Here is a 17,409-nt window from a genome sequence, read left to right on the forward strand (position 1 = left end):
ATGTCCGATTTATTTGATCTTATTGTCATTGGTGGCGGTCCAGGTGGATATGTAGCTGCTCTCAGAGCCAGCCAACTTGGGATGAATGTTGCCCTGGTTGAAACTGCACATATGGGGGGCGTATGCCTGAACTGGGGATGTATCCCCACGAAAGCACTTCTCCGGTCTGCTGACATTTTTCATAGTTTGAGCCATTTGAAGGAGTTTGGTCTTTCTGCAGAAAATCCTTCTTTTGACCTTGAAAAAGTTGTAGCGCGTTCTCGTAATGTTGCAGACCGTATGCGTAAGGGAGTTGCTCATCTCCTGAAAAAAGCAAAGGTCACGACTTTTGATGGTTATGCAAGTCTTACTGGCCGTGAAGGGGAAGCCCATAAAGTTTCAGTCGTGAAGGATGGGCAGGAATTTGCGTCTATTCGTGCACCTCATGTGATCCTTGCGACGGGCGCGCGTGCGCGTCAGCTTCCAGGACTGGAAACTGATGGTAAGTTGATCTGGAGTGCCAGAGAAGCAATGACGCCAACGAAATTCCCCAAGCGGTTACTCGTCATTGGTTCTGGGGCAATCGGTATCGAATTCGCTTCGTTCTACCGGGATCTTGGAAGTGAAGTGACGATTGCTGAAGTTGCTGACCGGATCCTGATTGCGGAGGATCCTGAAATTAGCACACAGGCACAAAAGGCTTTTGAAAAGCGTGGGATGAAAATCCTGACTTCTGCCAAAGTTGGTCCGCTGTTGAAAAAAGAGGATGAGGTTTCAACAGTTATTGAAACGCCTAAAGGGACGTTTGATCTTACTGTTGATCGTGTGATCTGCGCCGTTGGTATTGTTGGCAATGTTGAGAATATGGGGCTGGAGAAAACACGCGTTAAAATTGATCGCACGCATATTATAACTGATGAATTCTGCCGCACTGATGAGCCGGGTCTTTATGCGATTGGTGATGTTGCTGGCGCACCATGGCTAGCTCATAAAGCCAGCCATGAAGCAGTTATTTGTGTTGAAAAAATTGCTGGTCGCTCACCTGAACCGCTTCATACGCTTTCAATCCCCGGATGTACTTATTCGCGTCCGCAAATTGCATCTGTAGGGCTTAGTGAAGAAAAAGCTAAAGCATTGGGAAAAACAGTCAAAGTCGGTCGTTTTCCATTCCTGGCGAATGGTAAGGCTGTCGCGATGGGAGAACCAGAAGGCATGACGAAAGTTGTGTTCGATGCAACGACTGGCGAACTGCTTGGTGCCCATATGATCGGTGCAGAAGTGACGGAAATGATTCAAGGTTTTGTGATCGCACGTACGGGCGAATTGACAGAAGCTGAACTGAGTGAGACTGTTTTCCCGCATCCAACTATTTCAGAAACCATGCATGAAGCTGTTCTTTCAGCTTTCGAAGGTGCATTGCATATTTAAATGTCCACACGGCTAGTCATCAACCACCAAGATAACCGCGTTACCGTCCGTCATCCCGAAAAGATGCACAGACCAGACAACCCGATTGCGCGCAAGCCGGCATGGATAAGGGTCAAGGCTCCTACACATCCGGTCTATCATGAAACAAGGGCTTTGATGCGTAGTCACAAGCTTGCGACAGTTTGTGAGGAAGCGGCATGTCCCAATATCGGAGAATGTTGGTCCCAGCGTCATGCAACGATGATGATTATGGGCGAAATATGCACGCGGGCCTGTGCTTTCTGTAATGTTTCAACGGGGCTTCCTGCCCCGTTAGATGCAGGTGAGCCGGGGCGTGTGGCAGAAGCTGTGGCCAAGCTTGGATTACGGCATGTGGTAATAACTTCTGTTGACCGTGATGATCTGCCTGATGGAGGTGCAAAACATTTTGCTGAAGTCATTCAGTCAGTGCGGGAACAATCTCCTGAAACGACGATAGAGATTCTGACGCCAGATTTTCTGCGCAAAGAAGGGGCGTTGGAAATCGTTGTGGCTGCAAAGCCTGATGTTTTCAATCACAATATCGAGACTGTTCCACGTCTTTATCCATCAATAAGGCCGGGAGCGCGCTATTTTCAGTCACTCAGACTGTTAAGTGATGCGAAACGGCTTGATCCATATCTGTTTACAAAATCTGGATTAATGCTAGGGCTTGGCGAAGAGAAGGCTGAAGTGGGACAGGTTATGGATGACTTTCGGATAGCAGACGTGGATTTTCTGACATTGGGTCAGTATCTTCAACCAAGTGTCAAACATGCTGCGGTTAAAAACTTTGTGACACCTGATGAGTTTGCCGATTATGCAAAAACAGCGCGTGTAAAAGGATTTCTCCAGGTCAGTGCATCGCCTATGACACGTTCTTCTTATCATGCTGACAGGGATTTTGCCCAGTTAAAGCAAGAGCGTATGCGTCGTTTAGGAGAAATAAGCTGATATGCCTACCCATGCTGAACAAAGATTAATTGCTTATACTCCCGAACAGCTTTTTGATCTGGTAGCAGACGTGGGTAAGTACCCTGAGTTCCTGCCATGGTGTATTAAATCTGTCGTCAGATCACGGACAGATGATGAGCTGGTGGCCGATTTGAGTGTTGGGTTTGGTCCTTTCAGAGAATCTTATACAAGCCGCGTTACGTTGGAACGGCCAAATAGGATACTCGTTCGTTATGAAAGAGGACCTTTTAAATATCTCAAAAATATCTGGACATTTACTCCTCATGAAGGGGGATGTGTTGTCGATTTTTATGTAGATTTCGAGTTCAGGTCCCGCCTGTTGCGTAATGCAATTGGTATCGTCTTTAATGAGGGAATTCGTCTTATGGTTAAGGCCTTCATTAGTCGCGCTCGTGAAATTTATGGCCCTCCCCAATTCCCACCTGCATCATAAGATAGTTAATTATTAATAATTACTAAATGAGACTTGAAATAAATTCTTGTATCACTAATTCCATTAAAATGATTGTTTTAAAAGACTGATCGTTTTAAGCTCAAAAATGTTTCACTCCTGAAGTGAATATTAATGGAGTTGAGTAATGAAAAAATTATCTTTTACAGCTTTTGCCGCTGCTGGCCTTATGCTTGCTTCTTCACCAGTTTTTGCTGCAACAGCACATAAGCATTCAGCTCATCATAGCAAAGCTCATAAAAAAGCTGGTGAGACAGTTTCCAAGACCGATGCACTAAACGCAATGTCTTTACAGAAAGCTCAGACACCTGTTCTGACACCTCCTGCTGTTGTTACAGTTCCACAGAAAGAGGCAGATGAAATTCAGAAAAAAACAGGTAATGCCATGATGCCTGTCGCTCCTCCTGCTGCGACGACATCTTCATCTTCAGTAATGCCAGCAACAATGCCTGCACCAGAAGCTCAGTAATTCGCCTTACGTGAGTATTGCAAGCTAGAAAACGGTCCCTTTATGGGGCCGTTTTTTATTGTGTGATGATGTCATAGAGAGCCATGTCGCTCATAATATGCTGGATATAGCCACGTGTTTCTTTAAACGGAAATAGAGTGATCCACTTTAACAAATAATTGTCATTTTCAATTGAAGTTGTGCCAATAGGTTTTACACGTGATGGACCGGCATTATAGCCAGCCAGCGCATATGGGATTGAGCCATTAAAATGGGCCAGAAGTTCCGATAAATAGAGGCTGCCAAGTAACATATTTGTCTGGGAGTCGAGCAATGTGTTTGCTGTGACTGTTCCTAAACGATGTTTCTGCGCCATCATTTGGGCTGTGGGAAGACGTAATTGCATTAAACCATATGCTGGAGAAGGACTAATAGCATCAGGGTCTCCACTACTTTCTTGCCGGATAAGGGCAGGGAGGAGAGGAGGAGGCAGAGAAATGTTTAAATCAGAAGAGGGGGGTATATCATAAGGGAGAGGGTAACCTGATGGGTAGAGGGCAATTCCAGCTTTTTCTAATTTATGGGCGCTTAAAATAGCACCTTTAGCAATGGCTGATCGGCTGGATAATGCGGCTACGGAGATGAGGGCAGACGCAGTTTCGGTATGCGCATAAAGATAAGTGATAAAAATAGTGGCATTCGCTCTGTCATTATTCGCGACAAGGGCCTGTATAGCCTGGACTAGATCTGAACGTGGTATAGGACCGCCATCAGGCTGGGGAATATGTGCAAGGGCCTCGGCCAAGCTGGTTTTAAAGAGAGGTGTTCTGTGTGAGAAATCGAAAAAAGGAGAATGTGTTAGATGTGCCAGCGCCAGCTGACCATAGAAAACCGTTGGATTGGAAGCTGCTTTACGAAACCACGTAAGGGCTTCTTCATTCTCGGACTCTGTTCCTGCACATCTGCCAAGCCAGTAAAGTCCCTCAGCGCGTTTGGAAAGGGAGGTTTTGCGGGATAATTCAAGGAAAAACCTTCTGGCTTCCTGCGGGCGGTTAAGGAGAAAAAGCCGCGTATAGCCGTTTAAGAATAAGGCATCATCCTGCAATATGTTTGAGGATAATTGCGTAAGCGAGGCGAGCAGCTCGAGTGCTTTTTGCTGTTCATCCTCTTGGTCTGAGCGAAGAAAAAGCCTGATATAAGCAAGGATTTCCGAAGCAATGGAAGATGTGGGAGCATTATGAATGAAAGGCGTCTGTTTCCAGACCATATAGCCTTCATCAAGTCTGTTTTGCTGTCGCAAGAGGTGTAAACGAAGTCTGATAAGCTCATTATCGGAAGAGACTGATTCTTGAGAGGCGAAAAGCTCATCTGCTGTAGGTAGTGCGAATCTCTGTGCAAAACGAGCCCGGGCAAGATCGGACTGAGAAGGTGATAACCGGTTTATCTGTCTGAGAGCTGCCTGTTTCAGTCCTTTTTTTTCCAGATTCTGATAACGTGCCCATTGGTCCTCAGGTTGAAGGGAGCTTCCATAGAGAGAAAGGAGTTTTTGTTCACTTTGTGTATCAGAAAGTCCCCTGCGCCAAAAAGAGCGTGCTTGTTCTCTGCTATTGGAAAGATAAGAGGTACAATGGATCAGTGTCGCAAATTGGGTGAGCGGGAAAAGGGGGCAAAGTTGTTTGAGTGTGGTGGGATTTGTTTCTTGCTGTAAACTGTTTTCAAAACGCCATGTAATACGGGCACGTAAAGGCCATTCTGGGGTTGTTTTCAGAAAATTGGCATAATCTCTGGGTGGTAGGTGGAGGCCAGCCGGGCATGTCAGGAGGAGCCACTCTGTCAGACGCGGAGAGTAAGGGACTGTTTGCGCTGATCCTGTGGGGGTAAATAAAAAAATCCCTGCTCCAATGGAGTAGATTGAGCAGAGGAATTTATTTAGGAATTGCATTTGATAGCTCAAAATGTCTGCCAGAGCTCATAACCACCCTGGGCACATAATTTAAGGCTTACGAGTAGAACAATGAATAAACCGATCCAGTTAAGCCAGTAAAAACGTTTAAAAAACCACGAAGCCAGATTAGCCGCCAAAGCGATGATGAGGACAGATATAAGCAGGCCGATGGTTAAGATAACAGGATGCATGTCTGAGGCACCAGCAACGGCAAGGACATTATCAAAGCTCAGAGCAATATCTGCTATGATAATCTGTAAAATTGCTTCTCCCATGGTTGCCGTATGAGAAATGTCAGCATCATTCTGGTGTGTCTTTATGCGATGGAACAGGTGCCAGCATACCCAGAGAAGAAGACATCCACCGACTATTTTAAGCGCTTCAAAATGGAAAAGCTGTGAGGCAACAAGTGCCAGAGCGATGCGTAATACAGCCCCGAAAATAGTACCTGCAAAAATTGCAATCCATTTCTGACGTTTTTCAAGAGCCTCAACAGACACAGCAATAATAGTCACATTCGCGCCTGCGAGCGTGAAATCGATCAATAAAACAGCCAGGAGCGCGGAAAGAGAATTGACGAAATTTGGAAATGCCATATCCGTACCCCTCACAATCAGAAGCGGATCTTCTTATATAAACAGACAGCCTCAAAACATTCTGTCACGAATTCTGGCCCATCTTTTGAGTCCAATTCAAGAGGCTGAAGATTATTTGTCGCCCGATTTTCATCCTTTTCGGGTCTGGGCAGAATGGTCATGATTGGCTAATGACTGTCCTGAGTTTGTTTTTTAGTGGAGCTGCCTTATGGTCCCTCGTTATTCTCGTCCCCAGATGGTGGCAATATGGTCTGGTATTAATCGTTATCGTATCTGGTTCGAGATTGAAGCCCTCGCTTGCGAAGCGATGGCAGAACAGGGTGTTATTCCCGTTGAAGCGGCTAAAATCATCAGGGAAAAGGGTGATAAGGCCATGGCGGCCTTTTCTGAGCAGGATATCGCCCGGATTGACGAAATCGAAGCAGAGACTCGTCATGACGTTATCGCGTTTTTGACCTGGCTGGCTGAAAAAGTCGGTCCGGAAAGCCGGTTTGTTCATATGGGGATGACATCATCTGACGTGTTGGACACCTGTCTTGCAGTACAGATGACACAGGCAGCCGATCTTTTGTTGCAGGATCTCGATGCGCTTCTCGCAGCACTTAAAAAACGGGCGTTTGAACATAAATATACTGTTACGATCGGACGTAGCCACGGGATTCATGCAGAGCCAACCAGTTTTGGTCTCAAGCTTGCCGGCCATTATGCGGAATTCAAGCGGAATCGGAAAAGATTACTGGCAGCCCGGGAGGAAATTGCTATTTGCGCCATTTCCGGTGCGGTAGGTACTTATGCACATATTGATCCTGCTATTGAATCTTATGTAGCAAAACATCTGGGTTTGAAGGTCGAAGATGTTTCTACTCAGGTGATTCCCCGTGATCGTCACGCAGCATTCTTTTGCACATTGGGCGTGATCGCCAGTGGAATTGAAAGATTATCTGTTGAAGTCCGTCATTTGCAACGTTCTGAAGTCAGGGAAGCAGAAGAGTTTTTCCATGCTGGGCAAAAAGGTAGCTCGGCTATGCCTCATAAGCGTAATCCGGTACTATCAGAAAATCTGACGGGTTTATCGCGTCTTGTACGTTCTTACGTTGTTCCGGCGCTGGAAAATGTGGCTTTGTGGCATGAGCGTGATATCAGCCATTCTTCCGTTGAACGTAATATCTGTCCAGATGGGACAGTAACGCTTGATTTTGCATTGATGCGTTTGGCGACCATGATGGAAAAGCTGGTGATTTATCCCGATCAAATGCTCGCAAATGTCGAAAGCCTGGGCGGGGTCGTTCATTCTGGTGAAGTCCTGCTGGCTTTGGCCCGTGCAGGCTATTCACGAGAAGAAGCTTATAGCATCGTTCAGAAAGCCGCTATGGCGACCTGGACGAAACTGAACACACCTGAAGGGAAGACATTCAGGGAAAACCTGGAAGCAGATCCGCTTGTTTCAGGCAGATTGGATAAGACTGTTATTGACGATGCGCTTGATCCTGCCCGTCATCTCAAGGCGGTTGATATGATTTTTGAACGCGCCTTTGCCGGTTAGTTTTCAACGGGAATCTTAAAAAGGGGATCAGAATTCTTCTTTGGTCTCCCTTTTTTGAGAGTCTCTATGCTAAATAGAAATAATTGACTGTTTTGGGGATAAGGACTGGATTTCATGGCTCGTGGTCGGCAAATATATGAAGGCAAGGCCAAGATACTGTATGAAGGGCCAGAGGCTGGTACGATCATTCAGTATTTCAAGGATGATGCAACGGCCGGGAATGGCGCTAAAAGTGGCGTCATTACGGGAAAAGGCGTTCTTAATAACCGCATCAGTGAATATCTGATGATGAGGCTTAAAGAGATCAATATCCCAACTCATTTCATCCGTCGGCTGAATATGAGAGAGCAGCTTGTGCGGGAAGTCGAGATCATTCCGCTGGAAGTTGTAGTTCGTAATGTTGTAGCAGGTTCTCTGGCAAAGCGCTTTGGGCTTGAAGAAGGTGAGCGTTTGCCACGGGCGCTTATTGAATTTTACTATAAGAACGACGCTCTCAATGACCCTCTGGTATCTGATGAGCACATCATTACCTTTAATTGGGCCTACCCGCATGATCTGGATGAAATCAGCGCTCTGAGTTTGAGAGTGAATGATTTTCTGACGGGATTATTTGCAGGTGTTGGAATCACGCTTGTTGATTTCAAGCTGGAATTTGGCCGTCTATGGGAAGGCGATGAAATGCGGATTGTCCTGGCAGATGAGATTTCGCCTGATAATTGCCGTCTTTGGGATGCCCGTACGAACGAAAAGCTCGATAAGGACCGTTTTCGTCGTGATATGGGGAAGGTTGAAGAGGCTTACCAGGAAGTGGCTCGTCGGCTCGGGATTCTGCCTGAATCTGACAATGGAAAAAATGTGACCTCGGAGGGGGTATTGTGAAAGTTCGCGTATTTGTTTCCTTAAAGGAAGGCGTGTTGGACCCACAGGGTAAAGCAGTTGGCCATGCTCTGGAATCTCTGCATTTCAAAGGCGTGAAAGATGTCCGTATCAGCCGTGTCGTTGATCTTGATCTTGACGTGACTTCGGCAGAAGAGGCGAAAAAACAGGGTGAAGCGATGGCTCATGCGCTTTTGGCAAATGAAGTGATTGAAGATTTTGTTGTTGAGGTTCTGTCATGAAATTCACATCAGCTTTAACAATGGGCCTGCTTGTCGCCGGTGCTCTTGCTATTTCCCCATCTCAGGCACATGCTCAGCGTGTTTCCAAAGTTACTGCCAGAGCCCTTGGCAATATGTGCACGAGTCAGAATGGCCTGAAGCTTTGTGATGCCTATCTTTCAGGCATAATGGATAGCGAAGTCTGGTCCCGTGACTACGCAGTTTATCAGCATGATAAGGCACCAGTCGCTTTCTGCGTATCTCCGTCCAAGACAACGTCTCAGGTAAGAGAGACTGTTGTATCATGGTTAAAAAAACATCCGGAATCCCTTTCCCAGCCTGCTGGTAAAGCTGTTTATCTTGCATTGCATGAAGCTAACCCTTGTGAGAATAAAGCTGCTGCGTCTGCCCCAGTAAAAGAGGGATCATCTCAATGAAAACAGGGATTGTCGTTTTTCCTGGCACTAACCGGGAGCGCGACATGGTGCATGCAATAGAGCGTGTATCGGGAAAAGCGCCGGTGATCTTATGGCACCAGCAGGAGCAGATTGAGGGGCTTGATCTTGTAGTCCTGCCTGGTGGCTTCAGCTATGGGGATTATCTCCGTAGCGGGGCGATGGCAGCGCACTCTCCCATCATGAAAGCTGTGCGTCAGTTTGCTGAAAAAGGTGGTTATATTCTCGGTGTTTGTAATGGCTTCCAGATATTGACTGAAGCACGGCTTCTGCCTGGTGCCTTGTTACGCAATGCCGGAATGCGCTTTCTGTCACAGGATTGTTTTCTGAAAGTTGAGACATCTGACTGTGCCTTTACAGGGAACTGGGCAAAAGGGGATGTTTTCAGAGCGCCCATGGCTCATGGAGATGGTAATTACACAGCCTCTCCTGAAACATTGAAGCGTCTTGAAGGAGAGGGGCGTATCGCTTTTCGTTATTGTGACGAAGCTGGACGTGTCGAGCCTGATAATATGATGAATAACCTGAATGGCAGTGCCCAGGCGATTGCTGGTGTTCTTAGTGAGAACAAGCGCGTTTGTGGTCTTATGCCGCACCCTGAAAATTTAACCGATGCCCTGACAGGTGGGACTGATGGCCTGCCTCTCTTTAAGGGTTTAGTGGAGACACTGGGCTAATGAGTTTAACCGTAGATATCGCTTTGGCACAATCTTTCGGTTTGACCAATGACGAATATGAAACTGTCCTTTCCATTATGGGACGGACGCCAACATTAACCGAGCTGGGTATTTTTTCGGTTATGTGGTCTGAGCATTGTTCTTATAAGTCATCACGTCTTCACCTTAAGACACTTCCGACAAAAGCTCCTTGGGTTATTCACGGTCCGGGTGAAAACGCAGGTGTTGTAGATATTGGTGATGGGTTGGCTGCCATTTTTAAGATGGAAAGTCATAATCACCCATCATTTATTGAACCATATCAAGGGGCAGCGACAGGTGTCGGCGGTATCCTACGTGATGTATTTACAATGGGTGCCCGCCCGGTTGCCAATTTGAATGCGTTGCGTTTTGGAGATGCCAAAGAGGCTGATACGCGTCGTGTCGTTGATGGTGTTGTAAGAGGTATTGGCGGTTACGGAAACTGCGTCGGCGTGCCGACAGTGGGGGGGGAAGTGAATTTCCACCGTTCCTATAATGGGAACCCTCTCGTAAACGCCATGACAGTTGGCATTGCCTCACAGGATCGTATTTTCCTTTCTGCTGCGGCAGGTGTCGGGAATCCTGTCGTTTATGTTGGTTCCAAGACAGGGCGAGACGGCATTCACGGTGCAACCATGTCTTCAGCTGAATTTGATGAAGAATCAAGTTCAAAACGTCCGACAGTTCAGGTCGGTGACCCCTTCACTGAAAAGCTTCTTATTGAGGCATGTCTTGAATTGATGGCAACTGATGCTGTGATTGCAATTCAGGATATGGGGGCCGCCGGACTTACTTCTTCTGCTGTTGAAATGGCTAGTAAGGGAAGTGTCGGGATTGAGCTTGATCTTGATCATGTTCCTCAGCGTGAGGCGCATATGAGTGCCTATGAAATGATGCTTTCTGAAAGTCAGGAACGCATGCTCATGGTGCTCCGTCCAGACCGGACAGAAGAAGCTCGCCGTATTTTTGAGAAATGGGAGCTTGATTTTGCTGTTATCGGTGTCCTGACTGAAACAGGCCATATAACGGTTAAACATAAAGGTAAGGTTGAAGCGGATATTCCTCTTGGCCCTCTCGCTGATCAGGCACCACTTTATGATCGTCCGGTTCAGCCTACCGAGAAACCGGTCGCTATTGAGGCACCTGTATCACCTGTCAGTCTTACAGAAGCTCTTGAAACGCTGGTCGCCTCTCCTGATTTAGCGTCACGCGCTTGGATCTGGAACCAGTATGACAGCACAGTTGGCGGTCAGACAGTCAAACGTCCCGGCGGTGCAGATGCTGCGATCGTCAGGGTAGAAGGTACTGATAAAGCTCTTGCCTTAACGACTGACTGTACTCCCCGCTACGGGCAGGCAGATGCTTATTGCGGTGGGGCACAGGCCGTTGTGGAAGCCTGGAGGAATATCACGGCTACAGGGGCTACCCCTCTGGCTGTGACTGATAACCTGAATTTCGGCAGTCCTGAAAATCCTAAGATTATGGGGCAGTTTGTCGAGGCAATTAAGGGTATGGGTGAGGCCTGTCGTGCGCTTGACTTCCCTGTCGTGAGCGGGAATGTCTCTCTTTATAATGAGACACGCTCTGAAAATGCTCAGGCAACAGCCATACAGCCGACGCCTGCCATTGGTGGCCTGGGTATTATTGAAGATGTCCGCAAAGCAGTCGGGCTGGCCCTTCCTGAAGAGGGAGAGATCCTGCTGGTTGGTGAGACAAAAGGTGCACTGGGTCAGTCTCTCTGGTTACGGGAAATCTGTGGTCGTGAAGAAGGGGCTCCCCCTGTCATTGATCTTCAGAAAGAACGTCTGCATGGTGATTTTGTGCGTCGTCATATCCTTGATGGCGATATTATTGCCTGTCATGACGTATCGGATGGGGGTCTACTTGTTACCATCGCTGAAATGGCTATGGCAGGTGGGCATGGGTGTGAGCTTGTTTCCGCGCCTGAGGGTATAAAGCCGCATGCTTTCTGGTTTGGTGAGGATCAGGGGCGCTACGTTGTTGTGGTTCAGGATGGTGATGATCTGCTGAAAGAGGCACAGGAGGCAGGTATTGCTGTAAGCCGTCTTGGCCGTATTCAGGGCGATGTCCTGCTTGTGGGGACAGAGCTTAAATGTGATCTTGTCAGATTGCGCAAGCTTCATGGAGAATTCCTGCCGCGCCTGATGGGAGAGATTGAATAATGCCTATGTCTGCTGAGGAAATTGAGCAAATTATTCTAGCAGCTCTTCCTGATGCACAGATTGAAATTCAGGACCTTGCCGGCGATGGAGATCATTATGCCTGCGAAGTGCGGAGTGAAGCTTTTCGTGGGCTTCCTTTGGTCAAGCAGCATAAGCTTGTTTATGATGCTTTTGGGGGACGTATGGGGACAGAGCTTCATGCTTTGTCAGTGAAGACAGGACTTCCCATATAAGAGGTTATATATTTTATGGTTTCAGGGGATTGACGTTTTATTCTGGCGCCCTATCTCCTGAAACCGAGTAAAGCGTTTTGAGAGAAAGGCGCATAAGGGATTAATAGAAATGCCAGAAACTGTTTTGCAAGATATTCAGAACATGATTGATGCAAATGATATCATGTTATTCATGAAGGGCGACAAGCTGTTTCCACAATGTGGGTTTTCAGCACGCGTTGTTCAGATTCTGAATCATGTTGGGGTTAATTTTGAAACATGTAATGTGTTGGAAGATCCTGCAATCCGACAGGGAATTAAAGATTTTTCCCAATGGCCGACAGTTCCTCAGCTTTTCATTAAAGGTGAATTTATTGGTGGATGTGATATTGTAACTGACATGTATCAGAGTGGAGAGCTTGAGGCATTGTTGGTCGATAAAGAGCTTTTGAAAGCCCATCAGTAACTTTGTCAGAACTAGAAATTTGAGAAAGCGGTGCAAAGCACCGCTTTTTTTTCAATTTTTATGTTTTTTTCATATTTTTTGATATAGATCTTGTTGAAGTCGCTAAAAGTTAGGTAGATTCCACCAAGGTAGTCTTAAGGGAGTCTTTTGATGTCTTATTCACGTTTATGGAAAGGATTGGTTCTTGTAGCTGTTACAAGTGCGACTTTACTTATCGGAACTATGGCAAAAGCGGCTCCTCGTGAAATTACGGAATTTGAAGCCAGGAAACTTACGTTTAGCGCTTTGACAGCGACGCCGGTTGTGCATCCTTACCGCTATCATAAGGTCAGGAAGTCATATGCTCTTGCGAGTCGTAGAACACATGCTATGCCAATCAGGAATGTGGCATATCGTGGTCATGTTCTGACACGTCATAAACGCAACAGACATCAGCGGCGTGGCTGAGATTTAACGGGCATAGTGTGATTTAGAAGGCTCGAAGGGCATCTTCTATAATTTCTATTTTTCCTGCATGATCGACAAGTGCGAAGTCGAAGCGTGTTTGCGCCTTATGCCATTCTGGATGTGATTTTATCAGATAATCGAAGGCTTCTAACAAGCGACGGGATTGTTTGGCCGTGAGTGCAAAAGCACTTTCATAATGAGTTCTACGTTGCTTAACCTCTATGCCAATAAGCCAGTCATTGTTTGAAATGATGAGGTCGATTTCACCAAAAGGTGTTCGGGTGCGATGGGCTAGAATGACATAGCCCATCTTCTGAAAAAAGGCGCGAACGGCACTTTCTGCTTCAAGGCCTGTCTTAAAAGCTTTTGCCCCTCTAAGACTGCGTGAGGGGTGAGGACGAGCCTCTTTATGATGAAGCGTTTTCACGGAGAAGTTTAGCTGCCTCAAGCGCGAAATAAGTAAGGATGCCGCTACATCCAGCCCTTTTAAAAGCCAAAAGACTTTCTAGAATTGTTTTGTCAGGGTCAAGCCAGCCATTCTGGATGGCAGCCATCATCATCGCATATTCCCCAGAGACCTGATAAGCGAAAACTGGGACCAGAAAATTTTCTTTAACGCGCTGAATAATGTCCAGATAAGGCATGCCAGGTTTGACCATGATCATATCAGCGCCTTCCTGAAGATCCATTTCAACTTCACGAAGAGCTTCGTCTGAATTGGCTGGATCCATCTGGTAGGTCTTTTTATTCCCGGAAAGGAGGTTCCCGGAACCAAGAGCGTCTCTGAAAGGACCGTAAAAAGCAGATGCATATTTTGCGGCATAAGACATGATACGTGTGTTGACGTAACCATTTTTATCAAGGATTTCACGGATGGCACCAACACGCCCATCCATCATGTCCGAAGGAGCAATAATATCAATCCCGGCTTGTGCCTGGTTCAAAGCTTGGCGGCTAAGAATTTCAACAGAGGCATCATTGGCGACATAATCATCAATAATAATCCCGTCATGGCCATGAATCGTATAGGGGTCTAGTGCTACATCACCGATTAACCCTAGCTCAGGATAGGCTTTTTTAAGGAGGCGGGCGGCCCGGCACATTAAATTGTCAGGATTTAGAGCCTCACTGCCTTTTTCATCTCTGATCTCCATCGGTGTCACGGGGAAAAGAGCAATGGCGGGAATCCCAAGCTTTACAGCCTGCCCAACATGCTCTTCAAGAAGATCAAGACTTACACGAATAACGCCAGGCATGGCCTGTACGGGTTGGCGTTGCTGGGTGCCTTCACACACAAAAACAGGCCAGATTAGATTATCTGTATGAAGTTTATGTTCAGAAACCATGCGTCTGGTAAATGAATCATAACGATTGCGCCTGAGGCGTGTGTGAAGACTATAAGACATATTGGCCTTTCTAAAGTCTGATTTTCACTTTTCCAAACCCGTCTTTTTCACAAGTTTGCTGTTGTGACGGCTATAGCAGAAATAAATGACAACACCGATAGCAAGCCAGATGAAAAGGCGTAACCATGTTGCCAGATTCATGGAGAGCATCACAGAACCGCAGGATATAATTCCCAGAACAGGCACAAGGAAAGCGCCCCCTGGCACCTTAAAGAGACGGTGCATCTCAGGTGCGCGCAGCCGAAGTACTAGAACACCTAGGCAGACGATCACGAAAGCAAGGAGTGTCCCGATTGAAGTCATTTCGCCAAGAATATTGATAGGTAGGCAGGCTGCGAGAATACTGCTGGCAACCCACGTAAGGGCATGGGAGACAATAGGGGTATGTGTGTGAGGATTAAGATGGTTAAAAATCTTCGGCATGAGTCCGTCTCGTGACATTGAGAGGGCCACGCGGCTTTGTCCAAGAAGAAGGCCATAAATGACGGATATATAGCCCAGCATGATCCCGATTTTAACCAGCACGCCAAACCAGGTAATATGAATCTTATCAAGCACGGTTGCGACAGGGTTCGCGTTATTGGCGAGTTCGTGATAATCGACGACGCCCACTAAAACTGACGAGAAAATCGCATAGACGATTGCCGTTATGATAAGGCTGCCGAGGATTCCAAAAGGAATGTCCCTTTGAGGGTTGCGGGCATCTTGGGCAGCGGTAGAGACAATATCAAAGCCTATATAGGCAAAGAAGATCAAACCGGCAGCGCGCATGACACCACTAAAGCCAAATTCTCCATAATGACCTGTATTAGGAGGAATAAAAGGATGAAAATTAGCAGTATTGAGGTGAGGAAGGCAGATAGCGGTAACGCTGATAATGATCAGAAGCTTTAATGCGACAATGGCGGCATTGACGCGGCTGGACTCTGAAACGCCGCCCATTAAAAGGAATGTTACAAGTAAAAGAATGAAGATTGATGGTGCATTAAGCCAGGCATGGGCCGTAGAACCATCAGCAAGTTTGACAAGAGAAAAACTTGATGAAGTCAGGCGTGGGTCCAGTGTAATGCCCCAGTCCCTCAGCAGGGAGACGCAATAACCAGACCAGCTTGAGGCAACAGCAGACGCGTTAACGGTATATTCTAAAAAGAGATCCCAACCTATGATCCAAGCGACACCTTCTCCCATCGCAACATAGGCATAGGAATAGGCAGACCCTGCAATAGGAATCATGCCTGCAAGTTCTGCATAACAAAGTCCTGCAAAACCGCAGGCAATGGCTGCAATGATGAAGGAGAGGACGACACCTGGGCCTGCATATTGCCCTGCAGCGACGCCACTAAGAGAAAATAATCCGGCGCCAATGGTTACGCCAACTCCAAGAAAAACGAGTTGCCAGGCACCAAAAACGCGTTTCAGCTCTGTTCCAGAACTATCTTGTGAAGCTAATGAATCCAGCGATTTGGTCCGCCAGAAGGGCCGATTCATCAGAGATTACTCCTCTTTATTCTGCTCAAGTAATAAATTAACAACAAGGTCTTAGGATCTGTCTGTGCCCAACAGACTCTTTTTAGAACCATATAAAATATATACGACCATTCCAATAGCCCACCAGCCCAGTAATCTCATCCATGTGCCTCCATCAAGTGAAACCATGACAGCAGCACAGGAAAAAATTCCCAGAACAGGGATCAGAAAAGTCCCACCAGGAACACGGAAAATACGCTTAAGATCTGGTTCCCTGTAACGGAATATTATGACTCCGCAACAAACAATGATGAAGGCAAATAATGTGCCGATAGAGGTCATGTTACCTAATGTACTGATCGAGAATGTCCCGGCAAGCAGGCCGGCCATAACGAAACAGAGAATATGTGCATTCCACGGTGTCTGCGTTTTTTTATTCAGTTTCCCGAAGAAGGAGGGGAGCAGACCATCCTGAGACATGGTTAGGGCAATGCGGCTTTGGCCCAATAACATGCCGTAAAGCACGGAAATGTAACCAAGTGTGACACCCAATTTAACCAGGCTGGCAAGCCAGGGCATATGCACCATATCAATGGCGGTTGCGACGGGGTTTGCGTCATTGACCATGGAACGGTAATCTACGACACCAACAATCACAGCCGCAAACGCGACGTAAATTAACGCGCAGATGATTAGGGTTCCAATAACCCCAATAGGAATATTGCGTTGCGGGTTTTTAGTATCGGTTGTAGCAGATGAGACAATATCAAACCCCAGATAGGCAAAAAATGCCATGCCAGCAGCACGCATGACGCCACTAAAGCCAAAATGACCAAATTCCCCGGTATTGGGAGGAATGAAAGGTTCATAATGGTCATGCTGGATATGGGGGAAACACACGATCATGACACTGATGATCACGAACATTTTAATGATAACAACGACGGTATTGATCCTGCTTGATTCAGTTGTTCCACGCATGAGCAGAAGTGTGATGCAAAAAAGGATGAAAGTACCAGGTATGTTGAACCATGCCTCAGTGATATGGCCATCTGGCATCGTGACATGCGTGAAAGTTGGGGCGGTTAAACGGGGGTCAAGCGTGACGCCCCATCCACGTAAAAGGGAAGTGAGATAACCAGACCAGCTTGACGCTACAGCAGCTGCCCCGACAGTATATTCCAGGACCAGATTCCAGCCTACGGACCAGGCGGCAACCTCGCCAATGGAAGCATAGGTATAGGAATAGGCGGAGCCACCAGAGGTGATGAGCCCTGCCAGTTCAGCGTAGCAGAGGCCGGCAAAACCACAGGCGATCGGAGCAATAAGAAAGGAGAGAATCACGGCCGGTCCCGCATGTTGTCCGGCTGCAACACCTGTTAAAGAAAAAAGACCAGACCCTACAGTAATCCCTACGCCGAGAAGAATAAGATGCCAGGGGCCGAATATTCGCTTTAAACCTGACTGATTCGCGTTGTCGTTATTAATTGGTTTCCTGCGCAGGAAAGCGTGCTTCATAAGGTGGTACCTAGTGTTTGTAATAAAAATGTAATCCTGTGAGGGGGAGAATAGACGTGCTTTGCGTCTGCGCCTAT

General features: G+C 46.9%; 19 protein-coding genes. 13 read left to right on the top strand and 6 right to left on the bottom strand.

The genetic code is table 11. The features are described 5' to 3' along the window. From lpdA to AC3B6P_RS09575, 4 genes are all read left to right on the top strand, one after another. On the top strand, positions 1-1,407 hold the full coding sequence (gene lpdA, locus AC3B6P_RS09560; RefSeq protein WP_489805899.1) for a dihydrolipoyl dehydrogenase: 1,407 nt from the start codon (positions 1-3) through the stop codon (positions 1,405-1,407). Then, positions 1,408-2,379, top strand: a complete 972-nt coding sequence (gene lipA, locus AC3B6P_RS09565) for a lipoyl synthase (protein WP_489805900.1) — start codon at positions 1,408-1,410, stop codon at positions 2,377-2,379. 1 nt (position 2,380) lies between these two features. Further along, positions 2,381-2,833 carry a type II toxin-antitoxin system RatA family toxin gene (locus AC3B6P_RS09570; RefSeq protein ID WP_489805901.1) on the top strand — a complete coding sequence of 151 codons (453 nt, stop codon included), beginning with the start codon at positions 2,381-2,383 and terminating at the stop codon, positions 2,831-2,833. A 145-nt stretch (positions 2,834-2,978) separates the two neighbouring features. Continuing rightward, positions 2,979-3,320, top strand: a complete 342-nt coding sequence (locus AC3B6P_RS09575) for a hypothetical protein (protein WP_489805902.1) — start codon at positions 2,979-2,981, stop codon at positions 3,318-3,320. 55 nt (positions 3,321-3,375) lie between these two features. On the opposite strand, the gene AC3B6P_RS09580 is transcribed toward AC3B6P_RS09575, so the two are convergent. Beyond that, entirely contained in the window at positions 3,376-5,241 is a 1,866-nt protein-coding gene (locus tag AC3B6P_RS09580) for a lytic transglycosylase domain-containing protein (RefSeq protein WP_489805903.1), read from the bottom strand. A gap of 8 nt (positions 5,242-5,249) precedes the next feature. Beyond that, a complete protein-coding gene (locus AC3B6P_RS09585; protein ID WP_489805904.1) occupies positions 5,250-5,840 on the bottom strand; it encodes a YjbE family putative metal transport protein in 591 nt (196 codons plus the stop codon). Between the two features lie 208 nt (positions 5,841-6,048). Here AC3B6P_RS09585 and purB point away from each other — a divergent pair, with 208 nt between their 5' ends. The 9 genes from purB to AC3B6P_RS09630 all read left to right on the top strand — a co-directional run bounded on the left by purB (position 6,049) and on the right by AC3B6P_RS09630 (position 12,941). Further along, positions 6,049-7,383, top strand: a complete 1,335-nt coding sequence (gene purB / locus AC3B6P_RS09590) for an adenylosuccinate lyase (RefSeq protein WP_489805905.1) — start codon at positions 6,049-6,051, stop codon at positions 7,381-7,383. A 114-nt stretch (positions 7,384-7,497) separates the two neighbouring features. Then, positions 7,498-8,262 carry a phosphoribosylaminoimidazolesuccinocarboxamide synthase gene (purC, locus tag AC3B6P_RS09595; RefSeq protein ID WP_489805906.1) on the top strand — a complete coding sequence of 255 codons (765 nt, stop codon included), beginning with the start codon at positions 7,498-7,500 and terminating at the stop codon, positions 8,260-8,262. Then, complete coding sequence (gene purS / locus AC3B6P_RS09600) at positions 8,259-8,501, top strand: phosphoribosylformylglycinamidine synthase subunit PurS (RefSeq protein WP_489805907.1); 243 nt, start codon at positions 8,259-8,261, stop codon at positions 8,499-8,501. Before purC ends, purS begins: the two co-directional genes overlap by 4 nt. After that, complete coding sequence (locus AC3B6P_RS09605; RefSeq protein ID WP_489805908.1) at positions 8,498-8,917, top strand: Rap1a/Tai family immunity protein; 420 nt, start codon at positions 8,498-8,500, stop codon at positions 8,915-8,917. The genes purS and AC3B6P_RS09605 overlap by 4 nt, the downstream gene beginning before the upstream one ends. Continuing rightward, positions 8,914-9,612 (top strand): phosphoribosylformylglycinamidine synthase subunit PurQ, encoded by a 699-nt coding sequence (gene purQ / locus AC3B6P_RS09610; RefSeq protein ID WP_489805909.1) that lies wholly within the window; start codon positions 8,914-8,916, stop codon positions 9,610-9,612. Before AC3B6P_RS09605 ends, purQ begins: the two co-directional genes overlap by 4 nt. Next, a complete protein-coding gene (purL, locus tag AC3B6P_RS09615) occupies positions 9,612-11,816 on the top strand; it encodes a phosphoribosylformylglycinamidine synthase subunit PurL (protein ID WP_489805910.1) in 2,205 nt (734 codons plus the stop codon). Before purQ ends, purL begins: the two co-directional genes overlap by 1 nt. Then, entirely contained in the window at positions 11,816-12,049 is a 234-nt protein-coding gene (locus tag AC3B6P_RS09620; protein WP_489805911.1) for a BolA/IbaG family iron-sulfur metabolism protein, read from the top strand. Before purL ends, AC3B6P_RS09620 begins: the two co-directional genes overlap by 1 nt. A gap of 109 nt (positions 12,050-12,158) precedes the next feature. Then, positions 12,159-12,494, top strand: coding sequence for a Grx4 family monothiol glutaredoxin (gene grxD, locus AC3B6P_RS09625; RefSeq protein ID WP_489805912.1), 336 nt, complete (start codon positions 12,159-12,161; stop codon positions 12,492-12,494). 150 nt (positions 12,495-12,644) lie between these two features. Continuing rightward, on the top strand, positions 12,645-12,941 hold the full coding sequence (locus AC3B6P_RS09630) for a hypothetical protein (RefSeq protein WP_489805913.1): 297 nt from the start codon (positions 12,645-12,647) through the stop codon (positions 12,939-12,941). A 22-nt stretch (positions 12,942-12,963) separates the two neighbouring features. Here the strand turns inward: AC3B6P_RS09630 and AC3B6P_RS09635 are convergent, their stop codons facing one another. From AC3B6P_RS09635 to AC3B6P_RS09650, 4 genes are read right to left on the bottom strand one after another with little or no spacing between them, the layout of a single operon-like run. Then, positions 12,964-13,368: a YraN family protein gene (locus tag AC3B6P_RS09635; protein ID WP_489805914.1), complete on the bottom strand. Its 405-nt coding sequence runs from the start codon at positions 13,366-13,368 to the stop codon at positions 12,964-12,966. Continuing rightward, positions 13,349-14,347 carry a porphobilinogen synthase gene (hemB, locus tag AC3B6P_RS09640; RefSeq protein WP_489805915.1) on the bottom strand — a complete coding sequence of 333 codons (999 nt, stop codon included), beginning with the start codon at positions 14,345-14,347 and terminating at the stop codon, positions 13,349-13,351. Before hemB ends, AC3B6P_RS09635 begins: the two co-directional genes overlap by 20 nt. A 24-nt stretch (positions 14,348-14,371) precedes the next feature. Then, positions 14,372-15,835 carry an APC family permease gene (locus tag AC3B6P_RS09645; protein ID WP_489805916.1) on the bottom strand — a complete coding sequence of 488 codons (1,464 nt, stop codon included), beginning with the start codon at positions 15,833-15,835 and terminating at the stop codon, positions 14,372-14,374. Positions 15,836-15,886: 51 nt separating this feature from the next. Then, entirely contained in the window at positions 15,887-17,332 is a 1,446-nt protein-coding gene (locus tag AC3B6P_RS09650; protein ID WP_489805917.1) for an APC family permease, read from the bottom strand. Positions 17,333-17,409 lie beyond the last annotated feature (77 nt).

The organism is Aristophania sp. ESL1142, assembly GCF_058107345.1.